A 24,775-nucleotide genomic window follows, 5' to 3' on the forward strand; every position below is an offset into this window, starting at 1 on the left:
GGACGGGCCGGACTCGATCGCTTATCCTCGGGCGCATGCGATGTAGTTTCCTTCGTCCGGTCGCCGTGATCGGCGCCGGCTTTTCTGGCTCCCTCCTCGCCATCCACCTCGCCCGGGCGGGCCGTGATGTCCTTCTCATCGAGCGCAACGGGGAGCCAGGCCGCGGTCTGGCCTATGGCACCGAGGATCCGCTCCATCTGCTGAATGTCCCGGCCCAGGGCATGAGCGCCTTTGCCGAGGAGCCCGGGCATTTCCTCGAATGGCTGATGCGGCAGGACCAGGCGGCGCTCGGCCCGCTCTGCCCGGCAGCGCTGCCCACGGCCTTCGCGCCGCGCAAGCTTTACGGCCGCTATATCCAGGCGAATCTGGCGGCCACGCCGGGCATCACGCGGCTCGCTGGCGAGGTGAGCGACGTGCTGCCGCTGGCCGAGGGCGGATACGGGATTCGGATGGCCGAGGGCGGCAGCCCGGTGGAGGTCTCGGCCGTGGCGCTGTGCCTGGGCAATCCGCCGCCCTCCCAGCGCCACGCGCCGCCCTGGATCTTCGGCAATCCCTGGGAGGCCGGCGCGCTCGACGGGCTGTCGCCCGAGGACGACCTGCTGCTCGTGGGGACGGGTCTCACCATGGCCGATCTGGCGACGACGCTGTTGAAGGCGCGCGGCCATCACGGCGTCATCCATGCCGTCTCGCGGCGGGGCTGGCTGCCCTTGCCGCATGCCACGCCGATGGCCGCACCGATTCCCGCTCCCGAACTGCGGGAGGGCGCGGGGCCGCGCCACATCGCGCAGGCGATGCGTGGAGCCGCCGCCCAGGCCCTGGCGCGCGGCCTTCCCTGGCAGGCCGCGCTGGACGGCTTCCGGCCGCAGATCCAGCGCGCCTGGCGCGGCATGTCCGGGCCGGAGCGCGCCCGGTTCCTGCGCCACGCCCGCACCCCCTGGAATCTGCATCGCCATCGCGTCGCGCCCGAGGTGGGCCGGCTGCTCGGCGAGGCCGTGGCGGCGGGCCGGCTGCGCGTGCAGGCCGGCCGGCTGGATCGCTGGCGGCCGGGGCCCGACGGCGTGGAGGCGGTGATCCGAAGGCCGGGCGGCGGGGAGGAGGAGCTGGCGGTGGCGCGGATCATCCTCTGCACCGGCGCCGATACGGGGCCGGACTGGCTGGCCACCCAGCCGCTCTGCGGCCTGCGCGATCGCGGCCTGCTGCGCGGCGACGGGCTCGGGCTCGGGCTTGACGTGGATCCCGACAGCCTGCGGGCGCTGGGGGCCGATGGGCGGCCGGTGCGGGGGCTTTATGTCGTCGGCCCGGCGACGCGCGCGGCGCTGTGGGAAGCCACCGCCGTTCCGGAACTGCGCCTGCAGGCGCAGCGCGTCGCCGCGGAGCTGGCGACGGCCTGAACAAAGAAAAAGCCCGTCGCCAGGGCTGGCGACGGGCTTTCGAAAGGGCCGGCCGCTTGCGCGGCCGGCGTCCGATCGTCTCAGACCGAGTAGTACATCTCGAACTCGACCGGGTGCGGGGTGTGCTCGAAGCGGTACACTTCCTGCCACTTCAGCTCGATGTAGCTCTCGATCTGGTCCTTCGAGAACACGCCGCCGGCGAGCAGGAACTCGTGATCGGCTTCGAGCGCGCCCAGGGCCTCGCGGAGCGAACCGCAAACCGTCGGGATGTCCTTCAGCTCCTCGGGGGGCAGGTCGTACAGATCCTTGTCCATCGGATCGCCCGGGTGGATCTTGTTCTTGATGCCGTCCATCGCCGCCATGACGAGCGCCGAATAGGCCAGGTAGGGGTTCGCGGAAGGATCGGGGAAGCGAACCTCGACGCGCTTGGCCTTCGGGCTGTTCGTGTAGGGGATGCGGCAGGAGGCCGAACGGTTGCGGGCCGAATAGGCCAGCAGCACGGGGGCCTCGAAGCCCGGGATCAGCCGCTTGTAGCTGTTGGTCGAGGGGTTGGTGAAGGCGTTGCAGGCCTTGGCGTGCTTGATGATGCCGCCGATGGCGTAGAGGCACATCTCCGACAGGTCGGCATAGCCGTTGCCGGCGAACATCGGCTTGCCATCCTTCCAGATGGACAGGTGCGTGTGCATGCCCGAGCCGTTGTCGCCGTAGATCGGCTTCGGCATGAAGGTCGCGGTCTTGCCGTAGCTGTGGGCGACGTTGTGGACGCAGTACTTATAGATCTGCATCTGGTCGGCCATGGTCACGAGCGTGCCGAACTTGGTGCCCAGTTCGTGCTGCGACTGCGCCACCTCGTGATGGTGCTTCTCGCCCGGCAGGCCCATCTCGATCATGGTCGAGAGCATCTCGGCGCGCAGGTCCACGTCGCCGTCGACGGGAGCGACGGGGAAGTAGCCGCCCTTCAGGCCCGGGCGGTGGCCCATGTTGCCCTCGGGGAAGTCCTTCAGGCTCGCGCCGGGGCCCTCGATGCTGTCGAGCTGGTAGATGCCGTAATTGCCGCCCGTGCCGAACTTCACGTTGTCGAAGATGAAGAACTCGGCCTCGGCGCCGACGAGCACCGTGTCGCCCACGCCGCTGGCGCCGACATAGGCGGCCGCGAGCTTGGCGGTGGCGCGCGGGTCACGCGCATAGAACTGGCCGGTCGAGGGCTCGATGATGTCGCAGATCAGGATCAGCTGCGGCTTGGCGGCGAAGGGATCCATGGTCGCGGTCGTCGCGTCCGGCATGAGGATCATGTCGGACTCGTTGATCGCCTTCCAGCCGGCGATCGAGGAGCCGTCGAACATGATGCCGTCGACGAAGGTGTCCTCGTCGATGGTCGAAACGTGCTGAGCCGTGTGCTGCCACTTGCCGCGCGGATCGGTGAACCGGAAGTCCACATACTCGACGCTGTTTTCCTTGATCATTTCCATGACCTTGGAGACTGCTTCGCTCGTCGTATTCGCCATGTCTCTGTCTCTGTCCTGTTGCCTGCGTCCCTGTTGCACCTTCCGCGCGGCCAGCCGCGCAGCCGCCATGTCGCCGGCCAGGGACGCCCCCAGGGCCGGAACACGGCGAAACTCCCGGGGCGCTTAGCGCCCCGTCATCGTCTCAGACCGCATCCTCGCCGCGCTCGCCGGTGCGGATGCGAATCACCTCGGAGATATCCGAGACGAAAATCTTGCCGTCGCCGATGCGGCCCGTGCGCGCGGCGGCCTGGATGGCCTCCACGGCGCGCTCGAGCATGTCGTCGGCGCAGATGACCTCGATCTTCACCTTGGGCAGGAAGTCCACGACGTATTCGGCGCCGCGATACAGCTCCGTGTGGCCCTTCTGCCGGCCAAAGCCCTTGGCCTCGAGCACGGTCAGGCCCTGGAGGCCGATTTCGTGCAGCGCGTCCTTCACCTCGTCGAGCTTGAAGGGCTTGATGATGGCCTCGATCTTCTTCATCGCATCCGTCACATTCTGGCGCGGGGGAAGGGCGGCCCGCGACGTTTCCCCGATGACCGCGGCGCTGTTCCACGCCAACGTCCGTCGAGCCGCCCTGTTTTGCACGTGCCATGCGACAGGCGCAATCGGGCGATGACCTCGATTGGCAGGGATTTCCTGGGGGTAGCGCCCGAAAGACGGGCACGCTGCCCGCGTTGGAGGCAGGTCGTGTCGCATCGCCCCCTTGCGGCCATTGCGCGGCGGGGGGAGCCCGACCATGGTAGAAACCATGTTTGCCGTCATACGCAGGTGCCAAAGCCGATGAAGCCCATGAACGAACTGCTCTCCGCCACGGGGACGACCATCTTCACCGTCATGTCCGCCCTTGCGGTGCAACATCAGGCGATCAATCTCGGTCAGGGCTTCCCCGACTATGACGGCCCGCCCGACGTGCTGAAGGCCGCGGCCGACGCGCTGATGGATGGCCGCAACCAGTATCCGCCCCTGACCGGCGTGCCCGAGCTGCGCCAGGCCGTGGCCGCCGCCAATAAGCGCTTCTACGGCATCGAGGTGGACCCCAATGCCGAGGTCGTCGTCACCTCCGGCGCCACCGAGGCCATCACCGCCTCGCTGATGGCCGTGCTCAATCCGGGCGACGAGGTCGTGCTCATCGAGCCGCTCTACGACACCTATCTGCCGGTGGTGAAGCTGCTCGGCGCCATCCCGAAGCTGGTCCGCCTGAACCCGCCCAAGTGGGAGCTGCCGCGCGACGAGCTGGCCGCCGCCTTCACCTCGAAGACCAAGGCGATCCTCTTCAACACGCCGATGAACCCGACCGGCAAGGTCTTCACCACGGCCGAGCTCGCCTTCATCGCCGACCTCATCCAGCGCCACGACTGCTACGCCATCTGCGACGAGGTCTATGAGCACCTCACCTATGACGGCTGGAGCCACATCCCGCTGATGACGCTGCCGGGCATGCGCGAGCGCTGCCTGCGCGTCGGCAGCGCCGGCAAGACCTTCAACCTGACCGGCTGGAAGGTCGGCTACGTGACCTGCGACCGGGCGCTGGCGCCCAATGTCGCCAAGGCGCACCAGAACCTGACCTTCACCACCCCGCCCAACCTGCAGCGCGCGGTGGCGGTCGGCCTTGCCAAGGACGACGCCTATTTCGCCGGCCTGTCGGACCAGCTCTCCGACCGGCGGGACCTGCTGGCGCAGGGCCTGACGGCGCTGGGCTTCCAGGTGCTGCCGGCCATGGGCAGCTATTTCGTCACGGCGGATATCCGCTCCATCGGCTTCAGCGGCGACGACGTGGCCTTCTGCCGCACCCTGACCGAGGAGGCGAAAGTCACGGCCATCCCCGTGACGGCCTTCTACGCGGGCGAGAATCCGCCGAATCATTACGCGCGCTTCGCCTTCTGCAAGAACGAGAGCGTCCTGCGCGAGGCGCTCTCGCGCATCGGCGCCTGGATGGAACGCCGGGCCGCCACGCACCGCGCGGCGGGCTGACACGGACCGGACATCGCCTTTGCGTCGACCCCCGGCTTGACGCATCTGCCACGCAGGGCCTATCCAGCGCGCCGTGCGGCGGTCGTAGCTCAGTTGGCAGAGCGCCAGGTTGTGGTCTTGGATGTCGCGGGTTCGAGCCCCGTCGATCGCCCCATCCCAATTTTGTTATTTCCTTCAAGCGGCGGATTTATATCCGCCGCTTGGACGAAGCTCGAGGCCTCTGCCATATCTGGCGGTTGCTGAGGCGGGGCGGGATTTGTCAGGGACTCCACAGAATCGCAGGCAGCCCGCGAGTGGACTGCGCCGCCATCTGGTGCTGCTCGGCGTGGCGTTGCTTCTGCCTGCCCTGCTGATCGGTGGCGCGATGACCTTCGATCTCGCGATTCGTCTTCAGAAGCAGGCCGAGGATGACCTCAGAACCAGCGCGCGCGCGGCCGCCCTGGCCGTGAACGAGGAGCTGGAAGGCGCGCTTCTCGTCCTTTCCACCCTCGCCACCTCGCCGCATCTGGATCGGGAAAGCTGGAGGCTCGATGCCTTCCACCGGCAGGCCCGCGAGGTTGCTTCGCAGCTCGATACCTTCGTCATCCTGGTGACCAGGGACAATATGGTTCAGCAGGCAATGAATTCGGGCCAGCCGCTCGGCGGGCCGCTGCCCAGCGTCGCGAACGGCGCGGCTTCCGTCATGTCCATCCGCAGCGGCCGGCCCACTTTCGTGCCGCCCGTCTACATGCCCGAAATCGACCGCGCGTTGTCGATCGTCGCCGTGCCGGTGATCCGCGGCGGTGAGATCCTGGGCGCGCTGGCCATGCCGATGGCGACCGGCCGGCTGGAGCAGCCCCTGCAGCTGCTTCCCGAGGGCCTGGGCTCCACCGCCTTCATCCTGGGCCCGGGGAACCGGCTGGTCGCGCGCCAGCCCGATCCGGAGCGCACGCTCACGCGAACGGGCCCGGCCTGGCTCTCCGAGGCGATCGGCGAGCGGCGGCGGGGCATCATCCGCGGCGAGGGGCTGGATGGCCTGCCGGCCGTGCTGGCCTTCGAGCGCCTGCCGATCAACGGCTGGGTCGTGGTGGCCAGCGCCGGCCTCACCGAGGAACGGGCGGCCTGGCTGCCGGCGGTGCTCTGGCGCGGAGGCCTCTCGGCCGCCTTGCTGCTGCTAGGCCTGGCGGCCGCCTATTGGCTGATGCAGAGGCTGATGACGCCGCTCGTGAACCTTGTGGAAGGCGCGGCCGTCCAGCCGGCCGGCGTGGCCCGCATCGCGGAGTTCGAGGCGCTGGCGGCCGCCGTCATCGCCGCCCAGAACGCGCCCCGCCGCGAGGCTGAGGCCGCCCGCCGCGCCGCCGAGGAGAATCTCGTGCTCGCCCGAGAGGCGGAGGACGAGCGGCGGCTGCTGAAATCCGTCGTCCAATCCGTGCCCGAGGCCATCTTCGTGAAGGACACGGAACTGCGCTACGTGCTGGTCAACCGTGCCGCCGCCGGCGCCTTCGGCCGCAGTGAGGACGAGGTGATCGGCCGCACCGATGCCGAGCTCATCCACCCCGACGCGGCGCGCGAGCTGACGATGGCCGATCGCGCCATGATGAACAGCGGCATCACCCAGGAATACGAGAACCGCGTGGTGCTGCCCGGCCATGGCCATGAGCTGCGAACCTACCTCACCGTGAAGGCCCCCTGGCGCGATTCCACCGGACGGATCGCGGGCCTCGTCAGCGTCGCGCGCGACATCACGCTGCGCCGCGCCACCGAGGAGCGCCTGCGCGGCGCCGAGGAGGCGATGCGCCGCATCGCCCGCGCCGATAGCCTCACCGCCATGGGCGTGGGCGTGGCGCATGAGCTGAACCAGCCGCTGACCGCGGTGGCCAATTTCCTCCGCGCCGGCGCGCGCTGGCTGCAGGACGACCAGCCCGACCCGCAGCGCATCGCCGCGGCCCGCGAGGCCATGCAGGAAGCGGCCGCCCAGGCGCAGCGCGCCGGCGAGATCGTCCGCCGCCTGCGCGACTTCATCCGCCGCGGCGGGACGGAGCAGAGGCATGTCGCCCTCGGCCCGTTGGTCGCCGACGGCGTGGCGCTGACCTGCGCCGCGCGCGGCGAGGAAAGCCTGCCCATCGCGCTCGATCTCGCCATCACCGGCTGCGACGTGATGGCCGACGAGGTGCAGCTCCAGCAGGTCTTCGTGAACCTGCTGCGCAACGCCATCGAGGCGACGGAAGGCCTGGAGGAGCGCGGCCTTTCCGTGTCCCTCCGGCGGGATGGGGACAGGGCCGTGCTGCTCTTCGCCGATGCCGGACCGGGCTTGCCGCCGGAGGTGAGGGAGCGTCTCTTTGAGCCCTTCGTTTCAACCAAGGAAGGGGGAATGGGAATCGGCCTGGCCATCTGTCGCGCGATCGTGGAGGCGCATGCCGGCCGGATCACGCTCCTGTCCCCCGAAGAAGGCGGCACCATCATGCGCATCGATCTGCCGCTCACTGGCCTGGAGGGTTCCGTCTGATGGATCGCGTGGTGCATGTGGTGGACGACGACACGGCGGTGCGCCGATCGCTCGCCATGCTGTTGCGTTCGACGGGCCATCAGGTCGAGACCTATGCCAGCGCGGAGGCGATCCTGCTGGCGGCGGAAGATGCACCGCTGGCCCAGGGCTGCATCGTGCTCGACGTGCGCATGCCAGGGATGGACGGGCTCTCGCTCATGGAAGTGCTGTCGCGGCGGGAGATCCATCTGCCCGTGGTGATCGTGACCGGCCATGGGGACATTCCGCTGGCGGTGCGGGCCATGCGGGCAGGGGCGCTGGATTTCGTCGAGAAGCCCTATGCCGAGGAGCGCATCCTGGGCGCGGTCGGCAGCGCGCTCTCCTCCCTGCGCGAGGTGGATCGCCGCAAGCAGCTCGGCCTGCAGGCCCAGGCGAAGGTCGGCGCGCTCTCGCCGCGCGAGCGCGAGGTGCTGGCGGCGCTGGTCGAGGGCAAGGCCAATAAGGTGATCGGCTTCGAGCTCGGCATCAGCCCGCGCACGGTGGAGGTGCATCGGGCAAATCTGATGGAGAAGCTTGGCGTGCGCAGCTTGCCCGAGGCGGTGCGGATCGGGCTTGCGGGCGGGATCGGCCAGCCGGCATAGCTTGCCGCCGGGGTGAGGCCGGGCCAGCATTCCGCCGCCTTGTCCGGAGAAGCCCGCCGAATGTCCTCGACAATCCTCGCCGCCGGTCGCGGCTTTCGCTTCGTCCCCGGCGTCTATCAGTATTCCGCGGGGGTGGCGGCCGAGCCCGGCTTTCGCATCGAGCGCGTGCGCTTCGCCGACCCCGTGCCGATGGCCGCGGGCTTCGCGCGCATAGCTGAGGTTCTGGCGGCGGCGGGCGTGGCGAAGACCGCCTTTTGCGCCTGCGAAATGCGCTCGCCCGCACCCTTCACCGAGCAGGGCTTTGCCGATTTCAACAAGATCTACGGCGCGGTGCTGACCGAATGGGGCATCTTCGTCGACGGGCATAATCCCGTGGCGCGCAGCAATGTCTGCCCGGAGATCTCGCCTCCGGGCGAGCCCGGCTTCCATGCCTTCAGCTTCGTGGTGCCCGCGGCCGATGCGCCGCCGAGCTTCGTCGTCGCGGGCAGCGGCGAGTCCCAGGAAGGCAAGGGAAATTACCGCGACAACACCGTTGCGCTGGGCGACCTCTCTCCCGCCGGCCTGCTGCGCAAGGGCCAGTTCGTGCTGGGCGAGATGGAGCGGCGCATGGCGGCGCTGGGCTTCGGCTGGGCCGATACAACGGCGGTTCAGGCCTATACCGTCCACGACCTCCATCCCTTCCTCGCCAGCGAGATCGTGGCCCGCGGTGCCGCGCGGCATGGCCTCACCTGGCAATTCTGCCGCCCGCCCGTGCAGGACCTGGAATATGAGATGGATTGCCGCGGCGTGCTGACGGAACGCGTGCTGCCCAGGACCTGATCGGCTGCAGAACCCGATGGGCAAAGCTCGGCGAGGATCGCGCCAACCCGCCCCGGAGGTCCGGGGATGAACGCGCTTCGTCTCGCCCGCCGCCATGGGTGAACTCGGCCTGCCGCTGTTGCTCTCCGACAGTTGGTTCGGGCTGATCACGCGAAGTGACGCGCCGCGGGCCGCGCGCGAACGGCTGGAGGCGGCCTGGATCGTCGCGCTCAACCGGCCCGAGGTAAGGGGCGCCTGCAGGAGGCCGGCTTCACGGTCCTGGCGCGCCCCGGGCGGGAATTCGGTGCCGAGATCGCGCGCTATGCCGAGACCTATGCCCAGGTGATCCGCACCAACAACATTTGCGTGGAATAGCGTGGCCGAGGCGTGAAGCGGAGGCATCACGAGACGGCACGAATGGCGCCGCGAGCAGGATCGGCGATTTCCCCAATCGAGATCGAAGGCGTGGCCGTCCTGGCCTGAGGTGCAGCTTCGGCCATGTTTGTCTCGTCAACGGTGAATTAACGGTGACCGGCCTTGAATGGCCGCCTTCGCCGACGAAATGCCCCACCGGTTCGACACTCAGGACGACGACATGCCGCCTTTTCCCCTCGACATCCGTGCCGGCGGATCCGCCGCGGCGGAACTCTGGCCCTCCGGTCCCGCTCCGGCGCCGGAAATGAACATGCGCTTGTCCGTTCCCGTCATCGAGGAGGGGGCGCTTATCGCCGTCGCCGCCCAGGGCGATGCCGGCTGGTTCCTGATCGCCATCGACCACCGGCTCTCGGCGCTCGACCGCACCGGCTTCGGCAGCGCCGGCGAGATCGCGGCCGCCGCGCGCTCGCATCTGCGCCGCCATCATCCCGCGCCGCCGCGCCACTGATCTTGACCCGACCGGGCCCCGGCCCGAAGAGCGCCCTCACGTCTCCCGGAGGATATCCCATGCTGCGCCGTTCCATCCTGACCCTGCCCGCGCTCCTTCCCGGCCTCGCTCTCGCGCAGACGGCCGAGCTCGGCACGCAGGCCCGCCCGGTGCGCGTCGGCGTCACCCAGGGCGTTCACGCGCAGACCTTCGAGAAGGTGCGCGACCTGCTGGCCGCTGACGGCTTTTTCACGCGCTCGATCGAATTCGGCGACTTCATCCAGCCCAATGCGGCCCTGGCCGGCGGCGACATGGAGGCCAATGCCTATCAGCACCTGCCCTTCCTGGAAGCGCAGCGCGCCCAGCGCGGCTATGATTTCGTGCCGGTCGGCAAGACGGTGCTGACGCTGATGGGCATCTTCTCCAAGAAGCATCGCAGCCTGGACGCCCTGCCCAACGGCGCGCGCGTGGCCATCCCGAACGATCCGACCAATGGCGGCCGCGCGCTGCTGCTTCTCGCGCAGAACGGCGCCTTCACCCTGCGCGCCGGCGCCGATCATCGCGCGACGGTCGCGGATATCGCGACCAATCCCAAGCGCATCCGCATCGTGGAGCTGGAGGCCGCCTCCATCGTCCGCGCATTGGACGACGTGGACGCCGCGGCCATCATCGGCAATTTCGCCGTGCCGGCCGGGCTCAACCCGCTGCGCGACGCCCTGGCCCGCGAGACGGAGCAGAGCGTCTATACCTGCCTCGTGGTGGTGCGGCGCGCGGATGAGAACGCCGCCTGGGCGCGGCGGATCGCCCAGGGCTATGCGCGGCCGGAGGTGAAGGCCTTCGTGGAGGCGACCTTCGGGGGCGCGGTGATCGTGGGCGCCTAGGGCTTTTCGAGCATCTTCACCCGATCAGGCAGCGCCGCCTGATCGGGATCTGCTCACGCCTTTCAGGCGAGCCTTCGGTCCAGCCAGTCGCGGAACTTGTACCAGTTGCCGACCATGGGCAGGAACCAGGGGTTGCCGGAGTAGAAGGGCTTGGTGGGGAAGTCCTGCCCGTCGAAGGAGATCACGCGGTTCGCCTGGCCCAGGATCTTCTTGCCGATCTCCGCCCCCAGATAGGACAGGATCGCCACACCCGAACCGTTGCAGCCCATGGCGTAGTGCAGGCCCTTCTGCGTCTGGCCCATATGCGGCAGGTAGTCGAAGGCGAAGGCCACATTGCCCGTCCAGGCGTGGGTCACGCGCGTGCCCTTCAGCTGCGGCCAGCGCTCCAGCATCATCGCATGCAGCAGCGGCGCGGAGACCTCGGGCGAGACCTGGGTGAACTTCGCCCGCCCGCCGAAGAGCACCCGCGTGCCGTCCGGTGAGAGCCGGTAGTAGCAAAGGATGCGCTTGCTGTCGGCCAGCGTGCGCATCTTGGGGATCAGGCTCGCGGCCAGGCCGGGGTCCAGCACCTCGGTCGCGATGATGTGCGAGGCGATGGGCATCAGCCGCCGCTTGAGGTCGGGCGTGATGTCACCGGTATAGCCGTTGGTGGCGATCACCACCTCGCGCGCCTCGATGGAGCCGCGGTTGGTCTCGACGCGCCAGCCGTCCGCCAGCTTGGTCAGCTTTCCCGCGCGCGTGTGGCCAACCAGCGTCGCGCCGTGGCGCCGCGCGGCCTCCATCAGCCCCCAATGATAGAGCGCGGGATGGATCTTGCCGGTGCGGTTGATGACCATGCCGCCGTAGTAATAGTCGGTCGCCATCTCCTCGCGCTGGCGCTCGCGCGGGACCATGTGGGCGTCGGCCTGGGCCAGGTCGTTGAGCTGGCCCATCTTGGCCTGCATGCCGGCATAGTGCTTGGGCGTGAAGGCGCCGATGAAGCGGCCGGTGCGCGCGTAGTGGCAGTCGATGTTCTCGCGCGCGACGATGCTCTCGATGTGGTTCAGCCCCTCGACGGCATCGCCGATCATGGACTTCACCAGCTCGTCGGCGGTCTCGCCCGAGCGGCCCTTGGCGCCGGAGAGCCCCTTGCCGATGGCGTTGCCGCCGGAGACGCCGCCGCCGTTGCGGGTGGAGGCGCCGAAGCCGAGCTTCTCGGCCTCCAGCACGACGGCATGGGCGCCGCCGCGGCCGAGCTCGATGGCGCAGTTCAGGCCGGTGAGGCCGCCGCCGATGATGACGACATCGGCGCGGGCGGGGAGGTCCTCCTGCGGTGGTTCCCCGGCCGGGAGCGCGTCCCACCAATAGGGCGTCGATTTGAACTCGGGATGGAAGATGGGGCTCATGAATGTCCTCAGCGCGACATGGTGGTGGCCAGCGCGCCCTTGCCGAAGAGAGTGGTGAGGCCGAGGCAGACCGCGACCAGCAGGATCTGCGTGACGGAGACGGCCGCGATGGTCGGGTCGATCTCCATCATGATGTTGTCGAACATCTTCTTGGGCAGGGTCTTCTCCGCGCCCGAGAGGAACATCGCCACCACCAGCTCGTCGAAGGAGGAGATGAAGGCGAGGAAGCCGGCCGAAATCAGGCTGGGGCGCAGCTGCGGCAGAGTGATGCGCCAGATCGCCGTCGGCCAGGAAGCGCCGAGGCCGATGGCCGCCTGCTCCTGGGATTCGTCGAAGCCGCGCAGCCCCGCGCCGACCAGGATCACCACGAAGGGCAGGGCCAGCACGGTATGCGCGACGGCGATGCCGTACCAGGCGCCGATCAGCTGGAGCTTGGCGAAGACGCTGTAGAGCCCGATCGAGAGGATGATGGTCGGCACGATGATGGGCGCCGCCGCCAGCCGGTCCAGCAGCCAGATGCCGCGCCGGCGCGAGCGCACCAGCAGGAAGGAGAGCGGCACGCCCAGGGACATCGAGAGCGCCGTGCAGAGGGCCGCGATCTGGAAGCTGCGGATCGTGGAATCGATCCAGTCCGGATCGCCGAAATAGCGCTCGTACCATTGCAGCGAAAAGCCGGGCGGCGGGAATTGCAGATAGGAGGCCGACGAGAAGGAGATCGGGAAGACCACCAGCAAGGGCAGCATCAGGAAGGCGAAGACCAGCGTCGCGAAGGCCGCGAGGAGCCAGTTGCCCAAGGAGGCGCGAGCACCGTTACGAGGCAAGGCGCGCCCCCTTCGTCAGCCGGTTGATGGCGGCGTAGATGGCCAGGGTCACCACCAGCAGCACCACGGAGAGCGCGGCGGCGAAGGGCCAGTCCAGCAACTCGCGCACCTGCTGCTCGATGAGCATGGCGATCATGATGACGCGCCCGCCGCCCAGCAGCGCCGGGGTGATGAAGAAGCCGAGCGAGAGCACGAAGACCAGCGCGCAGCCCGCGGCCACCCCAGGCAGCGAGAGCGGCAGGATCACCCTTCGGAAGATGGCCGAGCGCGGCGCGCCCAGCCCCTCGGCCGCGCGAGGCAGATCGGGATCGATGCGCAGCAGGGCCGCATAGATCGGCAGGACCATATAGGGCAGCAGCACATGCACCATGCCGATCAGCACGCCGCCGAGGTTGTGCAGCAAGGGCAGGGGATAATCGATCAGCCCCCAGTCGCGCAGCAGGCGGTTGATCACCCCGCTGCGGCCCAGCAGCACCATCCAGGCATAGGTCCGCACCAGCACGCTGGTCCAGAAGGGCAGCAGAAGGGCGAACATTCCCAAAGCGAGACCGAGACGGCTCGCGCGGGTGAGCCAGAAGGCCAGCGGATAGGCCACGACCAGGCAAATGACCGTGACGAGGCCCGCGATCTTCAGGCTGTCGAAGAGGACCGCGATATAGAGGTCGTCCAGCACCACGCGCTCGATCTGGTGCAGCGTTCCGTCCTCGACGGCCATGGAGAGCAGCCGCAGCACCGGCCAGGCGAAGAGCGCGCCGAGCAGCAGTAGCGCCGGCAGGCCCATCGCAAGGAGGGCGCGCTCGCGCCTAACCGCGGGGGACGACATGCACGTCCTCCGGCCGGAAGCCGATGGCGACGGTGGAGCCCTCGGCGGCGGGCGGTGGGTCGGAGGGGCGCAGCGGCAGGCGGGCCAGCATCTCGGGGCCCTCGGCCGGCTTGAGGCGCAGCTTCACCGACAGGCCGAGGAAGATCGTCTCCAGCACGGTGGCCGTGGCGCGGCAGGGGGCGGCCTGCGCCTCGGCGCCCAGGCGCAATGCCTCCGGCCGCAGCAGCAGGGTGACGGGACCCGAGGCCGGGGCCTTCAGCGCGAGCGCGCCGAAGCCGGGGATGCTGACCTGATCGCCGAGGGCGGTACCCTCGATGAGGTTGGACTCGCCGATGAAATTGGCGACGAAGCGTGACACCGGGAAATCATAGATCTCGCCCGGCGTGCCGAGCTGCTGGATGCGCCCCTGGTCCATGACCGCGATGCGGTCGGACATGATGAGCGCCTCCTCCTGGTCATGCGTGATGAAGAGGGTGGTGAGCTGCAGCCGGCGTTGCAGGCGCCGCACCTCCAGCTGCAGGGATTCCCGCAGCTTGCGGTCCAGCGCGCCGAAGGGCTCGTCCAGCAACAGGAGCGAGGGGTTGAAGATGACCGCGCGGCCCAGCGCGACCCGCTGCTGCTGCCCGCCCGAGAGCTGGCGCGGCAGGCGTTCGGCGTAGCTGCCGAGCTCCACCAGGGCCAGGGTTTCGGTCACGCGCCGCGCGATCTCGGCCTTGCCCACGCCGCGCATCTCCAGCGGGAAGGCGAGGTTCTGCGCCACCGTCAGATGCGGGAAGAGCGCGTAGTTCTGGAACACCATGCCGACATTGCGATGGCGCGCCGGCGCGGAGGTCACGTCCTTGTCGCCGAGGCGCACGCTGCCCGCATCTGGCGCCTCGAAGCCCGCGACCGCCTTCAGCAGGGTCGTCTTGCCCGAGCCGGAGGGCCCGAGGATGGTGAGGAACTCGCCCTCCTCGACGGTGAGATCCACGCCGTTCAGCGCGGTGACCGCGCCGAACCGCTTCACGATACCCTGAACGTTGAGCTTCATCCGATCAGCGCCGCAGCATCCAGCGCGTCCAGCGCTCCTGCGCCCTCGCGCCGTTCTCGGTCCACCAGGCGAGATCCATCCAGAATTGCTTCTGCAGATTGACCGGCGCGGCTGGCAGCATCGGACGGATCTCCTCTGACACGAAGTTCATCGTATCGGGGTGCAGCCCGGCATACGACAGTTCCGTGGCATAGGCCGCCTGGAGACGGGGATTGGTCAGCGTCTGGAACAGCTGCTGGCCCCAATAGGCATTGCGCGCGCCGCGCGGGATGCCCCAGGCGCTGGTCTTGAGCGAGCCGTCGGTGAATTCGGTGGCGACCGGCGCGCCGCGCCGTGTCAGCTCGTAGAAGCGCCCGTTCCACCCGCTGGTCAGCACCACCTCGCGGTCGATCAGCATCTGCGCCGGCTGCGCGCCCGTGGACCACCAGGCCGCGATATGCGGGCGGATCTCGTCCAGCTTGCGGAAGGCGCGGTCCATGTCGAGCGGATAGAGCTGGTCCTTGGGCACGCCGTCGGCCAGCAGCGCGAATTCCAGGTTGTCCACCGGGTGGTTGCGCAGCGAGCGCGCGCCGGGGAAGCGGCGGACGTCCCAGAACTCCGCCCAGCCCTTCGGCTGGCTGCCCCCGGCGAAGACGTCGGTGCGATAGCCCATCGCCGTCGAGGAGACGGCACCGACGAAGACATGGGACTGACGCCCGGCCGCCGGATAGCGCGAGAGGTCCACGACGGAGGTGTCGATCGGCTCGAGGAGGTTCAGCTCCTTGGCGCGCTCGGCATCCTGGCCGCCGATTTCCGTGACGGTCCATTCGGGATTGCCGCTCTGGACCATGGCCCGCAGCTTGCCGAAGTCGACGGGCGAGCTGTCGACGATGCGGATGCCGTGCTCGCGCTCGAACTCGCTGAAGTAGAAGCGGCGGAGATTGTTCGTCATGGAGCCGCCCGAGGCGTTCACCACGATGCGGTCCGGCTTGGGCGGGGCGGCGCTTTGGCTGAAGGCGGGCAGCGGCAGCCCGGCGGCGACGATTCCGCCCGCCGCCTGGAGAAGGCCGCGGCGATGGGTCCGAATTGTCATGCGGGGCTCTTGGCTTTCTCGAAGGAAGCTGGTGACTGGGCCGCGAGTGCCGGGAAACTGTGCCTTGCCATTTTCGACATTTGCCATCCCAAATACTGACATATCGTGATCACAAACATTCCAGCCATGCAAGCCGCTTCCGACCTCTCGCCCTTGTCTCTGGAGGAGACCACCTACCGCCGGCTCCGGCAGGCGCTGATGGAAGGCGCCTTCGAGCCCGGCCAGAAGCTCTCCATCCGGCGGATCGCCGCGGCGTTGGGGACGAGCGCCATGCCCGCGCGCACGGCCCTGCGGCGGCTCGCGACGGAGCAGGCGGTGGATGTGCTGCCCTCGGGCACGGCCATCGTGCCGCGGCTGAGCCGGGCGGCCTTCCAGGAACTGGGGACGATCCGCGCGGAGCTGGAACCGCTCGCGGTGCGCCTGGCCGCGCCGCTGATCGAGGGCGCGCGGCTGGATGAGATGGAGGGCATCATCCGCGCCGGCCGGGTGGCGCGCGAAGCCAATGATCCGGCCGAGGTGCTGCGCGCGGATCGCGATTTCCTCTTCATGCTGTATCACGCGGCCGCGGCGCCGATGCTGCTCTCGATCATCGAGGCGCTGTGGATGCGGCGCGGCCCGCATTTCTGGGACGCGCGCTGGATCATCACCGGGCGCGTCCCCACGGAAAACCGGCATCCGGAAATCCTGGAGGCGCTCCGGGCGCGTGACGGCGAGACGGCCTCGGCGCTGCTGAAGACGGAGATCGAGAACACGACGGCCTATCTGCTGGAGCAGATGCACTTCGCCGACGACCCGGCGACGGATGCCGGCTTCGACAGCCTGCGCGCCCCGGCGCGCAGGCGGCGAAGCCTGGCCTAGCGCTCCTCAGCGCCGCAGCATCCAGCGGTTCCAGCGCTCCTGCGCCGCGGCGGCGTTCTCCGTCCACCATTCGACATTGAGCCAGAACTGCTTCTCGATGTTGCCCGGCGCGGTGCACATCAGCGGATGCAGCTCCGCGGGCACGTGGTCCATCGTGCGCCGGTTGAGGCCGGGATAGCCCATCTCGGTGGTGTAGACGGCCTGCAGCTCCGGCCGCGTCATGACCGAGAAGAAGCGCTGGCCCCAATAGGACTGCCGCGTGCCGCGCGGCATGCCGAAGGAGCCGCTCTTGAGGCTGCCGCCGGTGAAGTCCGTCGCGACGGGCGCGCCGCGCCGCGTGAGCTCGTAGAAGCGCCCGTTCCAGCCCGAGGCCAGCACCACCTCGCGGTCCACCAGCAGCTGCGCCGGCTGGGCGCCGGTGCTCCACCAGACGGTGATGTGCGGGCGGATCCGGTCGAGGCTGCGGAAGGCGCGGTCCATGTCGATCGGGTAGATCTGGTCGAGCGGCACGCCGTCGGCCAGCAGCGCGAATTCCAGGTTGTCGGTGGGGTGGTTGCGCAGCGAGCGCGGGCCGGGAAAGCGGCGCACATCCCAGAAGTCGGCCCAGCCCTTGGGCTGGCTGTTATTGGGGAAGACGTCGGTGCGATAGCCCAGCGCGGTGGAATAGGCTGAGGCGGTGAGGATGTGGGAATCCCGCGCGACCTCGGGATAGTCGGAGCGGTCGACCACCGCATTGTCGATCGGCTCCAGCAGGTTCAGCTGCTTGGCCCGCACCGCGTCCTGCCCGCCGATCTCGGTGCAGGTCCATTCGGGGTTGCCGCTCTCGACCATCGCGCGCAGCTTGCCGAAATCCACCGGAGAGGTGTCGACCACGCGAATGCCGAATTCGCGCTCGAAAGCGGCGAAATAGCTGCGGCGGAATATGGAATTCATCGCGCCGCCCGAGGCGTTCACGACGATGCGGTCGGGCTTGGGGGGCGTGGTCTGCGCGCTGACGATGGCGGGGCTGAGGAGGCCGCCGCTCAAGAGCAGAAGGGGGCGTCGTCCGACCAAATGGCTCATGTGCAAGCTCCATCCTTTGGCGCGCGAGGCGCGGCGTGCGCATTAGATCGGCAAAGGAGCTGGCGAGTCCATCGGCCATCTTCGCCCCGTTCCTGCTTGCGGCACGGCGAGCCGCTGCTAGTTTTCCGTCCCAACGGGGTTCGCCCGACCAGAAGATTATAAGGATGAGGAAGCAGAACATGGAAGCATCACGCCGTCGCGTCCTTGGCGCGGGCCTGGGCGCCGCGCTGGCCGCACCGCACATCGCCTCGGCGCAGCCCGCCTGGCCGGCCGAGCGTCCCATCCAGATCATCGTGCCCTTCCCGCCGGGCGGCGGGACCGACATCAACATCCGCGCCATGCCGCCGCATTTCCAGCGGCACCTGCCGGGCGCGCGCTTCGTCATCGTCAATCGTCCCGGCGCGGGCGCCGAGATCGGCTACACCGCCACCGCGCAATCGGCGCCCGACGGCTACACCCTGGGCGTCGTCATCACGCCGAGCCTGCAGACCGTCACCATCGAGCGGCAGCCGCAATACAAGCTCGAGGACTTCGCCTATCTCGGCACCATCGTGGAGGATCCGGGCGGCTTTTTCGTCGCGCCCAACAGCCCGTGGCGGACGGTCGCCGACCTCGTGGCCCATGCGAAGGCCAATCCCGGCCGCGTGGCCGTGGCGACCGCGGGCATCGGTTCGGACGACCACCTGCTGATGATCGGGCTGGAGCGCGCGGCCGGCATCCAGCTCAACCATATCCCCTTCGCGGGCCAGGCGCCGGGCGTCACGGCGCTCATCGCCGGCCAGATCGAGGTCGCGTCGATGAATATGGGCGAGAGCGTGTCGCTGATGCGCGACGGCCGCGTCCGCGCCCTGGCCGCCGCCGGCCGCGAGCGCTTCGCCATGACCCCCGATGTGCCGACCTTCCGGGAGGCGGGCTATCCGCTCGACACCGGCGTGGTCCGCAGCTTCGTCATCCCCGCCGCCACGCCGCGCGCCATCCAGGAGCGGCTCGCCGAGATGATCGCGAACACCATGCGCGATCCGCTCTGGATCGCGGAGGCGGAGCGGCTCTTCATTCCGCTGCGCTACCGCAATCCCGACGAGACGCGGGAAGTCGTCTTCCGCGAGCAGGAAGCGCTGCGCAATCTCTGGCGCGAGCGACCCTGGAAGGACGGCTGAACCCCCGCTTCTCCCTTCCGATCCGCATCACACAGGCCCTCATGAAACTCATCGACCTCTCGACGCCCATCAAGACCGACCACTTCCGATGGGAGGTCGATCGGCGCTTCGCCAAGACGCATGACACCGGCGGCGGCCAAGCCACCTGGGCCGGCTGGAACGTCCATGCCTTCACCCATATGGACAGCCCGCGCCACGTCGATCCCGAAGGCTTCACCACCGACGCCATCACCCTGGACATGACCACCGGGCCCGGCGCCGTCGTGGACATCTCGGACGTGCCGGCCAATTCACCCATCACGCAGGAAGCCATCGCGAAAGCGGGCGCGCATCTCCAGCCGGGCGACTTCGCCCTCATCCGGGCCCGCTGGGACGAGCGCGCCAGCATCGACACGCCGGAGTTCTGGCTCAACGCCCCCTGGATGACGGCCGAGGCCTCCATCTGGCTGCGCGAACGCGGCATCAAGGCCGTCGGCTTCGACTTCCCGCAGGACCACTGCATCCGCTACTTCCTCACCGGGGAGAAGCGCCCGCCTTTGCCCGAACACGTCACGCACTACCATCTGCTCGCGCGCGGCATCATCATGTTCGAATACCTCTGCAACATGGGCGCGCTGACGCAGCCGCGGAACACCGTCATCGGCCTCCCGCTCAAGCTCCCCGACAGCGACGGCGCGCCCGCGCGCGTCATCGTGATGGAGGATGCGGCATGAGGTTCTCCGGGCAGGCGGCGCTGGTCACGGGCGGCGGCGCGGGTATCGGCGCGGGCATCGCCGAAAGGCTCGCGGCGGAGGGCGCAGGCGTGCTGGTCGCCGACCTCAATCTCGACGCCGCGAACCGCACGGCGGAAGCGATCATGCAATCGGGCGGCAAGGCGCTGGCCTTCCGGATGGACGCGGCCTCGCCCAAGGACGCCGCGGCCGCCGTCGCGGCCACCGAGGCCCATTTCGGCCGCCTGCGCATCGCCGTCTGCAATGCCGGCATCACCGATCGCATTCCCGTGCTGGAGATGACGCTGGAGGCCTTCGAACGCATCATCCGCACCAATCTGGTGGGCTGCTTCGTCTCCGCCCAGGCCGCGGCGCGCGCGATGGCGCGCGGCGAGGGCGGCGGACGCATCGTCACCATCTCCTCCGTCTCCGGCCAGTTCGGCGGCACGGGGAGGGCGGCCTACGGCGCCAGCAAGGGCGGCATCGAGACGCTGACGAAGGTGCTGGCCGTGGAGCTCGCGCCCCTGGGCATCCGCGTGAATGGCGTGGCCCCGGGCCCGACGCAGATCGCCCGCACCGCCCATGGCCCACGCCAGCGTGGCGCCTTCCTCGATCGCATGGCCGTGAAGCGCTACGGGACGCCGGCCGATATCGCCGGCGCCGTGGCCTTCCTCTGCGGCGAGGAGTGCGATTTCATCGCCGGGCAGATCCTCAATGTGGATGGCGGCTTCGCGGCGGCGGGCGTGATGTACGACCCGGCGGAGGGTGCCTAGAGCATCACCCGATCAGACAGAATCGTCTGATCGGGTAAAGATTCTCGTAAAAACAAAGAGCTAGAGACTTCGAAGTGAGCCCTTGCGAACGAAGAAGACTCTAGGGGGTCTTCCGCCGCACCCAGCGCTGCGCCGCATCCCATACGCGGCGGATCATCCCCTTTCCGCCGGAGGTGAGGCGCTGCTTCGCGCGATGCACCCAGTCCCGCGCCACGCGCCAGGCGGCGATCCCCTCCAGCGTGCTGTGGCCGAGCTCCAGCAGCCAGGTCACGGCGTGGTACAGCTTTGCGAACCACGCGACCTGCAGCATCTTCGGGCGGGCGATGGCGAAGACGCGCGTGGAGAACGCCGCGCCGACGACCTTGGTCCCGACGATGAGCGCCACGGCCGAAACATAGTGCCCGTGGGCCAGCAGCCAGAGCTCGCTCAGTTTCAGGATCGGGATCAGCGGGACGAAGGGGATCACGAAGATCGCGATCACCCAGCCGGGACTCAGCCGCTCCACCAGCCGTTCCAGCGCCGCGAAGACCGGCACGCGGGCCATCAGCCGCCCGAGCGCCGTGAGCCAGCGCCAGAGGGTGAGCTCCAGCAGCGCCCAGATCACCGCCAAGGCGATGAGGGGCAGGGCGAAGATCCGTCGCGCCAGCCGGCGCAGCTTCCGTGGTTGATCTGATGACATGGCCAGCCTGGATGATGGGCGGGTTTTCGGGTGCAATCACGTCATATCCGTCCCGGAATGGGCCGATTTCAAGGCCCCCGCGCGGCGCGTCCGCCGCGCCTTGACGCCGACGACCCGCCGGGTTGCCAATGGTCCTCGCGGCGGCATCCCCGGCCGCATGGAGGAGGACAGATGAGCACCACGACGATCCCCGTCACCGAGATCCTGGCCGAGATCGGCAAGGCCTTCCGCGCGCATGACGCCGCCGCGATCGCCGCGCTCTTCGCCCCCGACGGCGTCTTCATCAACGCCATCGGCGACCTGAAGGGCGACACCTATACCGGCCCGGACGAGGTGCGCGGCTATTTCGAGAAGGTCTTCGCCGAGACGCCCGATGCCGCCTGGAAGCCGCGCGCCCCCGCGCTCATCATCGGGGACGACCAGGCCGTCACCCAATGGCACCGCATGTCGACCGGGCGGGACGGCAAGGTGAACGAGTGGTACGGCGTGGACATCTACGGCTTCCGCGACGGAAAGGTCACCAAGAAGGACACCTACATCAAGACGGTCACGGCCTGATCGTCACCCCAGGGTGAACGCCTCGTGGATGGCCGACTGCACCATCCCGCCCAGCACCGCGCCGCCGCCGGCGACGTAGATCCAGTCGCCGATGGCCGTCGCCGCCACCGCATGGCGCGGGGTGAGCATCGGCGCGTGCTTCTGCCAGCTGTCGGTGGCGGGGTCGTAGCTCTCCATCTGGCCGAAGACCTTCGCGTCGCGCGGCACGCCGTTCTGCAGGATGCCGCCCTCGCCGCCCATGCAGAAGAAGCGGTCGCGATAGACCACCATGCCGTGGCCCGAGCGCTCGGTCGGCAAGGGCGCGCGCAGCTCCCAGGTGTCGCCCTGCGGCAGGTACACGTGATGCAGGGCGGTGTTGTACTGGAAGGTGTTGAAGCGCCCGCCGATGACATGGATCTGGCCGTTATGCGCGACGCAGCCGACATGGTCGCGCGCGGCGGGCAGGGGGCGGCGACGCTCCCAGCGATTGGTCGCGGGATCATAGACCTCGTGCCAGCCCACGCTGGCGCGCTCGTCGGCCGGGTCGGTCGCGCCGCCGATGAGATGCACCTTTCCGCCGAGCACGACGGCCGCCGAGGCGGCGCGGGGGCGGGGCAGGCGCGCGATCTCGTCCCAGCGGTTGCCCGCCACGTCGTAGACATAGGCGAGGTCGTCGCAGAGGCGGTTCTGCTGGATGAAGCCGCCCAGCGCATAGACCTTCCCCGCATCCGCCACGACGGCGACGTGGTTCGCCCCGCGCGGCAGGGGCGCGGCGTTGTACCAGCGGTCGGCCGCGGGATCGTAGATCGTGTGATAGGCCTGGTTGAAGCGGCCTTCGCCATAGCCGCCGACGACGTGCATGCGCCCGGCCCAGGCCGTCGCCCAGGCCATCTCGCTGCGCGGGATCGGCATGTCGGCGCGCGCGACCCAGCGGCCCGCCGGGCCTGCGGGCGCGCTGCTCTCGGTGAAGCGCTGCGCTTCCTGCTGCGGCGTCATGTGATGCGGCGCGCCGCCCTGGAAGACATTCGCATAGGGCTGCGGCGAGGGAGCCAGCGGCGTCAGCGCCGGGCCGTGATGCTGATGCTGGGTCTGGGCGATCGCCGGGGCGGCAAGCATGGCGGCGCTGGCGCCGAGGATATGGCGTCGGTTCATGAGCGGTCTCCCTGGAGTCGAGGCAGCCTAACGCGCGGATGGACATCTCTCCATGCCCTTATTTTCGGCAGAGCTTAGGGACGATAAGCCCGACGGGAGCCACGAATTTTGGTGTGGCGCGGGCCGGGCGCGTGCCTAAACTCCCCCAACCATAAAAAGCCAGGGAGGCGATGGGGTGCAATTATCCGACCGGATTACCGGCGGTGCGCTGGTGGTATTGGGCGCCGCTTCGGCCTGGGGGGGATCGCGCCTGCCCGCGGTGCCTGGACAGGATGTGGGCCCCGCGGCCTTTCCCATGCTCATCGGCTTCGGCCTCATGGCTTGTGGCGCCCTGGTCGCGCTCGGCATCGGCCAGAGCTTCGAGGTGGAGGAGGAGCCGGAGGAGAATTCCGGCAGCATCATGGCCCGTCTCGGCCTGCGCGTGCTGACGCCGCCGGCGCTGCTGCTCTTCTACATGCTCGCCGTCGAACGGCTGGGCTTCCTGCTCACCGGCGGGATCATGGTCTTCCTCGGCGTGCTCGCCCTGCGCGGCAGCGTGAAGCTGGCGCTGCCAGTCGCCATCGTGGCCCCGCTCTTCGTGCATCTGGCCTTCTTCAAGCTGCTGCGGGTGCCCCTGCCGGACGGCCTGCTGGGAGCACCCTGGTAGATGATGGCTTCGCTCCTCGAAGGCTTCCAGCTCGTCGCCGCGCCGGACGTGCTGATCGCCATCTTCCTCTCGGCGATCTACGGCCTGGTGGTGGGCTCGCTGCCCGGCCTCTCCGCGACGATGGCGACGGCGCTGCTGGTGCCCGTCACCTTCTGGCTCTCGCCCATCGCGGCCATCGCCACGATCATCACGGCCTCGGCCATGGCGATCTTCTCCGGCGATATTCCCGGCGCGCTGCTGCGCATCCCCGGCACGCCCGCCTCCGCCGCCTATACGGACGAGGCCTATGCCTGCACGCGCAAGGGCCAGCCGGAGCTGGCGCTGGGCGCGGGTCTGTGGTTCTCCGCGATCGGCGGCATCGTGGGCACGCTCTCGCTCATGCTGCTGGCGCCCGCTCTGGCCGAGGTGGCGCTGTCCTTCTCGACCTATGAGTATTTCTGGCTCGCGCTGCTCGGGCTGATGTGCGCGACGCTGGTCGCGCGCTCCTCGCCGATCAAGGCCATCGCCTCCATGCTGCTCGGGCTGCTCATCTCCTGCGTGGGGATGGAGAACCCGGCGGGCACGCCGCGCTTCACCTTCGGCGTGGCGGATCTGCTCGGCGGGATCGAGCCCATTCCCGCGCTGGTCGGCGTCTTCGCCGTGAGCGAGGTGATGCGCGCCATGAGCACGGCCGAGCCGCCCAAGATGCCGCATCGCCGATTCGGCTCGATCCTCGCGAACCAGTGGAAGCTGACCAAGAAGTACCAATGGCCCATGTGGCGGGGGAATTTCGTCGGCATCGTCATCGGCGTGCTGCCGGGGGCGGGCGCGGATATGGCGGCCTGGGTCAGCTACGCGACGTCGAAGAAGTTCTCCAAGACGCCGGAGCTCTTCGGCACGGGCCATCCCGAAGGGCTGGTGGAGGCCGGGGCTTCCAACAACGCCTCGCTGGCCTCGGGCTGGGTGCCGAGCCTGCTCTTCGGCATTCCGGGCGACACCATCACGGCGATCGCCATCGGCGTGCTCTACATGAAGGGGCTGAATCCGGGGCCGACGCTCTTCACCGAGCGCGCGGGGAGCATGTACGCGCTCTACATCATCTTCATCCTGGCCAATATCATCATGATCCCGATGGGCATCATCATGATCCGTACGGCCTCGCATGTGCTGCGCGCGCCGCGGGCCTCGGTGATGCCGGTGATCCTGCTGCTCTGCGCGGTCGGCTCCTTCGCGACGGGGAACAACCTCTTCTCCGTGCTGCTGGTCGGCCTCTTCGGCTGCCTTGGCTACCTGATGGAGAAGAACGGCTATCCGGTCGCGGCGCTGGTGCTGGGCATCGTGATGGGGAGCATGCTGGAGCAGAGCTTCATCACGAGCCTCATCAAGTCCGACGGCGACGTGCTGCCGTTCTTCGAGCGGCCGGTGTCGTCGATCCTGGCCTTCCTCACGCTGGGCGCGCTGTTCTGGCCGCTGGTGGCGTGGATCTGGCGGCGGCTTTCGCCGCGGCGGCGCGCCAGCCCCGCGAATGCCGGCTGAGACGGCGGCTCGCACAACCATTCGTCCAACAAAACAGGGAG

24 protein-coding genes and 1 tRNA gene are annotated in these 24,775 nt (G+C 68.9%); 15 read left to right on the forward strand and 10 right to left on the reverse strand.

Annotated elements, in window-relative coordinates:
* The first annotated feature begins 35 nt into the window (after positions 1 to 35).
* Positions 36 to 1,391, forward strand: coding sequence for an FAD/NAD(P)-binding protein (locus ACO057_RS02245; protein ID WP_421988722.1), 1,356 nt, complete (start codon positions 36 to 38; stop codon positions 1,389 to 1,391).
* A gap of 80 nt (positions 1,392 to 1,471) precedes the next feature.
* On the opposite strand, the gene glnA is transcribed toward ACO057_RS02245, so the two are convergent.
* Positions 1,472 to 2,896, reverse strand: coding sequence for a type I glutamate--ammonia ligase (gene glnA, locus ACO057_RS02250; RefSeq protein ID WP_421988723.1), 1,425 nt, complete (start codon positions 2,894 to 2,896; stop codon positions 1,472 to 1,474).
* Positions 2,897 to 3,038: 142 nt separating this feature from the next.
* Positions 3,039 to 3,377 carry a P-II family nitrogen regulator gene (locus ACO057_RS02255; protein WP_131546936.1) on the reverse strand — a complete coding sequence of 113 codons (339 nt, stop codon included), beginning with the start codon at positions 3,375 to 3,377 and terminating at the stop codon, positions 3,039 to 3,041.
* A 300-nt stretch (positions 3,378 to 3,677) separates the two neighbouring features.
* Here ACO057_RS02255 and ACO057_RS02260 point away from each other — a divergent pair, with 300 nt between their 5' ends.
* From ACO057_RS02260 to ACO057_RS02290, 7 genes are all read left to right on the forward strand, one after another.
* The gene (locus tag ACO057_RS02260; RefSeq protein ID WP_421988724.1) at positions 3,678 to 4,868 is read left to right on the forward strand and encodes an aminotransferase; all 1,191 of its coding nucleotides are present in this window, start codon (positions 3,678 to 3,680) and stop codon (positions 4,866 to 4,868) included.
* A 78-nt stretch (positions 4,869 to 4,946) separates the two neighbouring features.
* A tRNA-His gene (locus ACO057_RS02265) sits at positions 4,947 to 5,022 on the forward strand.
* Positions 5,023 to 5,193: 171 nt separating this feature from the next.
* Complete coding sequence (locus ACO057_RS02270) at positions 5,194 to 7,353, forward strand: ATP-binding protein (protein ID WP_421988725.1); 2,160 nt, start codon at positions 5,194 to 5,196, stop codon at positions 7,351 to 7,353.
* A complete protein-coding gene (locus ACO057_RS02275) occupies positions 7,353 to 7,973 on the forward strand; it encodes a response regulator transcription factor (protein ID WP_421988726.1) in 621 nt (206 codons plus the stop codon). The genes ACO057_RS02270 and ACO057_RS02275 overlap by 1 nt, the downstream gene beginning before the upstream one ends.
* Before the next feature lie 60 nt (positions 7,974 to 8,033).
* Positions 8,034 to 8,792: a 2-amino-5-chloromuconate deaminase CnbZ gene (gene cnbZ, locus ACO057_RS02280; RefSeq protein ID WP_421988727.1), complete on the forward strand. Its 759-nt coding sequence runs from the start codon at positions 8,034 to 8,036 to the stop codon at positions 8,790 to 8,792.
* 670 nt (positions 8,793 to 9,462) lie between these two features.
* Positions 9,463 to 9,654: a hypothetical protein gene (locus ACO057_RS02285; RefSeq protein ID WP_421988728.1), complete on the forward strand. Its 192-nt coding sequence runs from the start codon at positions 9,463 to 9,465 to the stop codon at positions 9,652 to 9,654.
* 59 nt (positions 9,655 to 9,713) lie between these two features.
* The gene (locus ACO057_RS02290; RefSeq protein ID WP_421988729.1) at positions 9,714 to 10,514 is read left to right on the forward strand and encodes a MetQ/NlpA family ABC transporter substrate-binding protein; all 801 of its coding nucleotides are present in this window, start codon (positions 9,714 to 9,716) and stop codon (positions 10,512 to 10,514) included.
* Positions 10,515 to 10,576: 62 nt separating this feature from the next.
* On the opposite strand, the gene ACO057_RS02295 is transcribed toward ACO057_RS02290, so the two are convergent.
* The 5 genes from ACO057_RS02295 to ACO057_RS02315 are packed head-to-tail and all read right to left on the reverse strand — an operon-like array spanning position 10,577 to position 15,645.
* Complete coding sequence (locus ACO057_RS02295; protein WP_421988730.1) at positions 10,577 to 11,899, reverse strand: NAD(P)/FAD-dependent oxidoreductase; 1,323 nt, start codon at positions 11,897 to 11,899, stop codon at positions 10,577 to 10,579.
* A gap of 8 nt (positions 11,900 to 11,907) precedes the next feature.
* A complete protein-coding gene (locus ACO057_RS02300) occupies positions 11,908 to 12,693 on the reverse strand; it encodes an ABC transporter permease (protein WP_421988731.1) in 786 nt (261 codons plus the stop codon).
* 16 nt (positions 12,694 to 12,709) lie between these two features.
* Positions 12,710 to 13,543 (reverse strand): ABC transporter permease, encoded by an 834-nt coding sequence (locus ACO057_RS02305; RefSeq protein ID WP_421988732.1) that lies wholly within the window; start codon positions 13,541 to 13,543, stop codon positions 12,710 to 12,712.
* Positions 13,524 to 14,573 (reverse strand): ABC transporter ATP-binding protein, encoded by a 1,050-nt coding sequence (locus tag ACO057_RS02310; RefSeq protein WP_421988733.1) that lies wholly within the window; start codon positions 14,571 to 14,573, stop codon positions 13,524 to 13,526. The genes ACO057_RS02305 and ACO057_RS02310 overlap by 20 nt, the downstream gene beginning before the upstream one ends.
* A gap of 4 nt (positions 14,574 to 14,577) precedes the next feature.
* Positions 14,578 to 15,645, reverse strand: coding sequence for an ABC transporter substrate-binding protein (locus tag ACO057_RS02315; RefSeq protein WP_421988734.1), 1,068 nt, complete (start codon positions 15,643 to 15,645; stop codon positions 14,578 to 14,580).
* 126 nt (positions 15,646 to 15,771) lie between these two features.
* On the opposite strand from ACO057_RS02315, the gene ACO057_RS02320 reads away from it, so the two are divergent.
* Positions 15,772 to 16,503: a GntR family transcriptional regulator gene (locus ACO057_RS02320; protein ID WP_421988735.1), complete on the forward strand. Its 732-nt coding sequence runs from the start codon at positions 15,772 to 15,774 to the stop codon at positions 16,501 to 16,503.
* A gap of 6 nt (positions 16,504 to 16,509) precedes the next feature.
* Here the strand turns inward: ACO057_RS02320 and ACO057_RS02325 are convergent, their stop codons facing one another.
* Positions 16,510 to 17,565, reverse strand: coding sequence for an ABC transporter substrate-binding protein (locus ACO057_RS02325; protein WP_421988736.1), 1,056 nt, complete (start codon positions 17,563 to 17,565; stop codon positions 16,510 to 16,512).
* A gap of 179 nt (positions 17,566 to 17,744) precedes the next feature.
* Here ACO057_RS02325 and ACO057_RS02330 point away from each other — a divergent pair, with 179 nt between their 5' ends.
* The 3 genes from ACO057_RS02330 to ACO057_RS02340 are packed head-to-tail and all read left to right on the forward strand — an operon-like array spanning position 17,745 to position 20,205.
* Entirely contained in the window at positions 17,745 to 18,722 is a 978-nt protein-coding gene (locus ACO057_RS02330) for a tripartite tricarboxylate transporter substrate binding protein (RefSeq protein WP_421988737.1), read from the forward strand.
* Positions 18,723 to 18,763: 41 nt separating this feature from the next.
* Positions 18,764 to 19,435, forward strand: a complete 672-nt coding sequence (locus ACO057_RS02335; protein ID WP_421988738.1) for a cyclase family protein — start codon at positions 18,764 to 18,766, stop codon at positions 19,433 to 19,435.
* On the forward strand, positions 19,432 to 20,205 hold the full coding sequence (locus ACO057_RS02340) for an SDR family NAD(P)-dependent oxidoreductase (RefSeq protein WP_421988739.1): 774 nt from the start codon (positions 19,432 to 19,434) through the stop codon (positions 20,203 to 20,205). The genes ACO057_RS02335 and ACO057_RS02340 overlap by 4 nt, the downstream gene beginning before the upstream one ends.
* Positions 20,206 to 20,305: 100 nt before the next feature.
* Here the strand turns inward: ACO057_RS02340 and ACO057_RS02345 are convergent, their stop codons facing one another.
* On the reverse strand, positions 20,306 to 20,884 hold the full coding sequence (locus tag ACO057_RS02345) for a hypothetical protein (protein ID WP_421988740.1): 579 nt from the start codon (positions 20,882 to 20,884) through the stop codon (positions 20,306 to 20,308).
* 171 nt (positions 20,885 to 21,055) lie between these two features.
* Here ACO057_RS02345 and ACO057_RS02350 point away from each other — a divergent pair, with 171 nt between their 5' ends.
* Positions 21,056 to 21,442: a nuclear transport factor 2 family protein gene (locus tag ACO057_RS02350; protein WP_421988741.1), complete on the forward strand. Its 387-nt coding sequence runs from the start codon at positions 21,056 to 21,058 to the stop codon at positions 21,440 to 21,442.
* 3 nt (positions 21,443 to 21,445) lie between these two features.
* Here the strand turns inward: ACO057_RS02350 and ACO057_RS02355 are convergent, their stop codons facing one another.
* A complete protein-coding gene (locus ACO057_RS02355; protein WP_421988742.1) occupies positions 21,446 to 22,573 on the reverse strand; it encodes a Kelch repeat-containing protein in 1,128 nt (375 codons plus the stop codon).
* 175 nt (positions 22,574 to 22,748) lie between these two features.
* Here ACO057_RS02355 and ACO057_RS02360 point away from each other — a divergent pair, with 175 nt between their 5' ends.
* Together ACO057_RS02360 and ACO057_RS02365 are read left to right on the forward strand one after the other, a co-directional pair.
* Entirely contained in the window at positions 22,749 to 23,219 is a 471-nt protein-coding gene (locus ACO057_RS02360) for a tripartite tricarboxylate transporter TctB family protein (RefSeq protein ID WP_421988743.1), read from the forward strand.
* A complete protein-coding gene (locus tag ACO057_RS02365) occupies positions 23,220 to 24,734 on the forward strand; it encodes a tripartite tricarboxylate transporter permease (protein WP_421988744.1) in 1,515 nt (504 codons plus the stop codon). It abuts the gene before it with no gap.
* The last annotated feature ends 41 nt before the right edge of the window (positions 24,735 to 24,775 follow it).

The sequence above is a fragment of the Roseococcus sp. genome (genome assembly GCF_965227005.1).
Lineage (GTDB): Bacteria > Pseudomonadota > Alphaproteobacteria > Acetobacterales > Acetobacteraceae > Roseococcus.

Bases quoted from the DNA above. Each gene is read 5' to 3' on its own strand.
- ACO057_RS02245 (WP_421988722.1), top strand. From the start codon at position 36: ATGCGATGTAGTTTCCTTCGTCCGGTCGCCGTGATCGGCGCCGGCTTT.
- glnA (WP_421988723.1), bottom strand. From the start codon at position 2,896: ATGGCGAATACGACGAGCGAAGCAGTCTCCAAGGTCATGGAAATGATC.
- ACO057_RS02255 (WP_131546936.1), bottom strand. From the start codon at position 3,377: ATGAAGAAGATCGAGGCCATCATCAAGCCCTTCAAGCTCGACGAGGTG.
- ACO057_RS02260 (WP_421988724.1), top strand. From the start codon at position 3,678: ATGAAGCCCATGAACGAACTGCTCTCCGCCACGGGGACGACCATCTTC.
- ACO057_RS02275 (WP_421988726.1), top strand. From the start codon at position 7,353: ATGGATCGCGTGGTGCATGTGGTGGACGACGACACGGCGGTGCGCCGA.
- cnbZ (WP_421988727.1), top strand. From the start codon at position 8,034: ATGTCCTCGACAATCCTCGCCGCCGGTCGCGGCTTTCGCTTCGTCCCC.
- ACO057_RS02290 (WP_421988729.1), top strand. From the start codon at position 9,714: ATGCTGCGCCGTTCCATCCTGACCCTGCCCGCGCTCCTTCCCGGCCTC.
- ACO057_RS02295 (WP_421988730.1), bottom strand. From the start codon at position 11,899: ATGAGCCCCATCTTCCATCCCGAGTTCAAATCGACGCCCTATTGGTGG.
- ACO057_RS02305 (WP_421988732.1), bottom strand. From the start codon at position 13,543: ATGTCGTCCCCCGCGGTTAGGCGCGAGCGCGCCCTCCTTGCGATGGGC.
- ACO057_RS02310 (WP_421988733.1), bottom strand. From the start codon at position 14,573: ATGAAGCTCAACGTTCAGGGTATCGTGAAGCGGTTCGGCGCGGTCACC.
- ACO057_RS02315 (WP_421988734.1), bottom strand. From the start codon at position 15,645: ATGACAATTCGGACCCATCGCCGCGGCCTTCTCCAGGCGGCGGGCGGA.
- ACO057_RS02320 (WP_421988735.1), top strand. From the start codon at position 15,772: ATGCAAGCCGCTTCCGACCTCTCGCCCTTGTCTCTGGAGGAGACCACC.
- ACO057_RS02325 (WP_421988736.1), bottom strand. From the start codon at position 17,565: ATGAGCCATTTGGTCGGACGACGCCCCCTTCTGCTCTTGAGCGGCGGC.
- ACO057_RS02330 (WP_421988737.1), top strand. From the start codon at position 17,745: ATGGAAGCATCACGCCGTCGCGTCCTTGGCGCGGGCCTGGGCGCCGCG.
- ACO057_RS02335 (WP_421988738.1), top strand. From the start codon at position 18,764: ATGAAACTCATCGACCTCTCGACGCCCATCAAGACCGACCACTTCCGA.
- ACO057_RS02340 (WP_421988739.1), top strand. From the start codon at position 19,432: ATGAGGTTCTCCGGGCAGGCGGCGCTGGTCACGGGCGGCGGCGCGGGT.
- ACO057_RS02345 (WP_421988740.1), bottom strand. From the start codon at position 20,884: ATGTCATCAGATCAACCACGGAAGCTGCGCCGGCTGGCGCGACGGATC.
- ACO057_RS02350 (WP_421988741.1), top strand. From the start codon at position 21,056: ATGAGCACCACGACGATCCCCGTCACCGAGATCCTGGCCGAGATCGGC.
- ACO057_RS02355 (WP_421988742.1), bottom strand. From the start codon at position 22,573: ATGAACCGACGCCATATCCTCGGCGCCAGCGCCGCCATGCTTGCCGCC.
- ACO057_RS02365 (WP_421988744.1), top strand. From the start codon at position 23,220: ATGATGGCTTCGCTCCTCGAAGGCTTCCAGCTCGTCGCCGCGCCGGAC.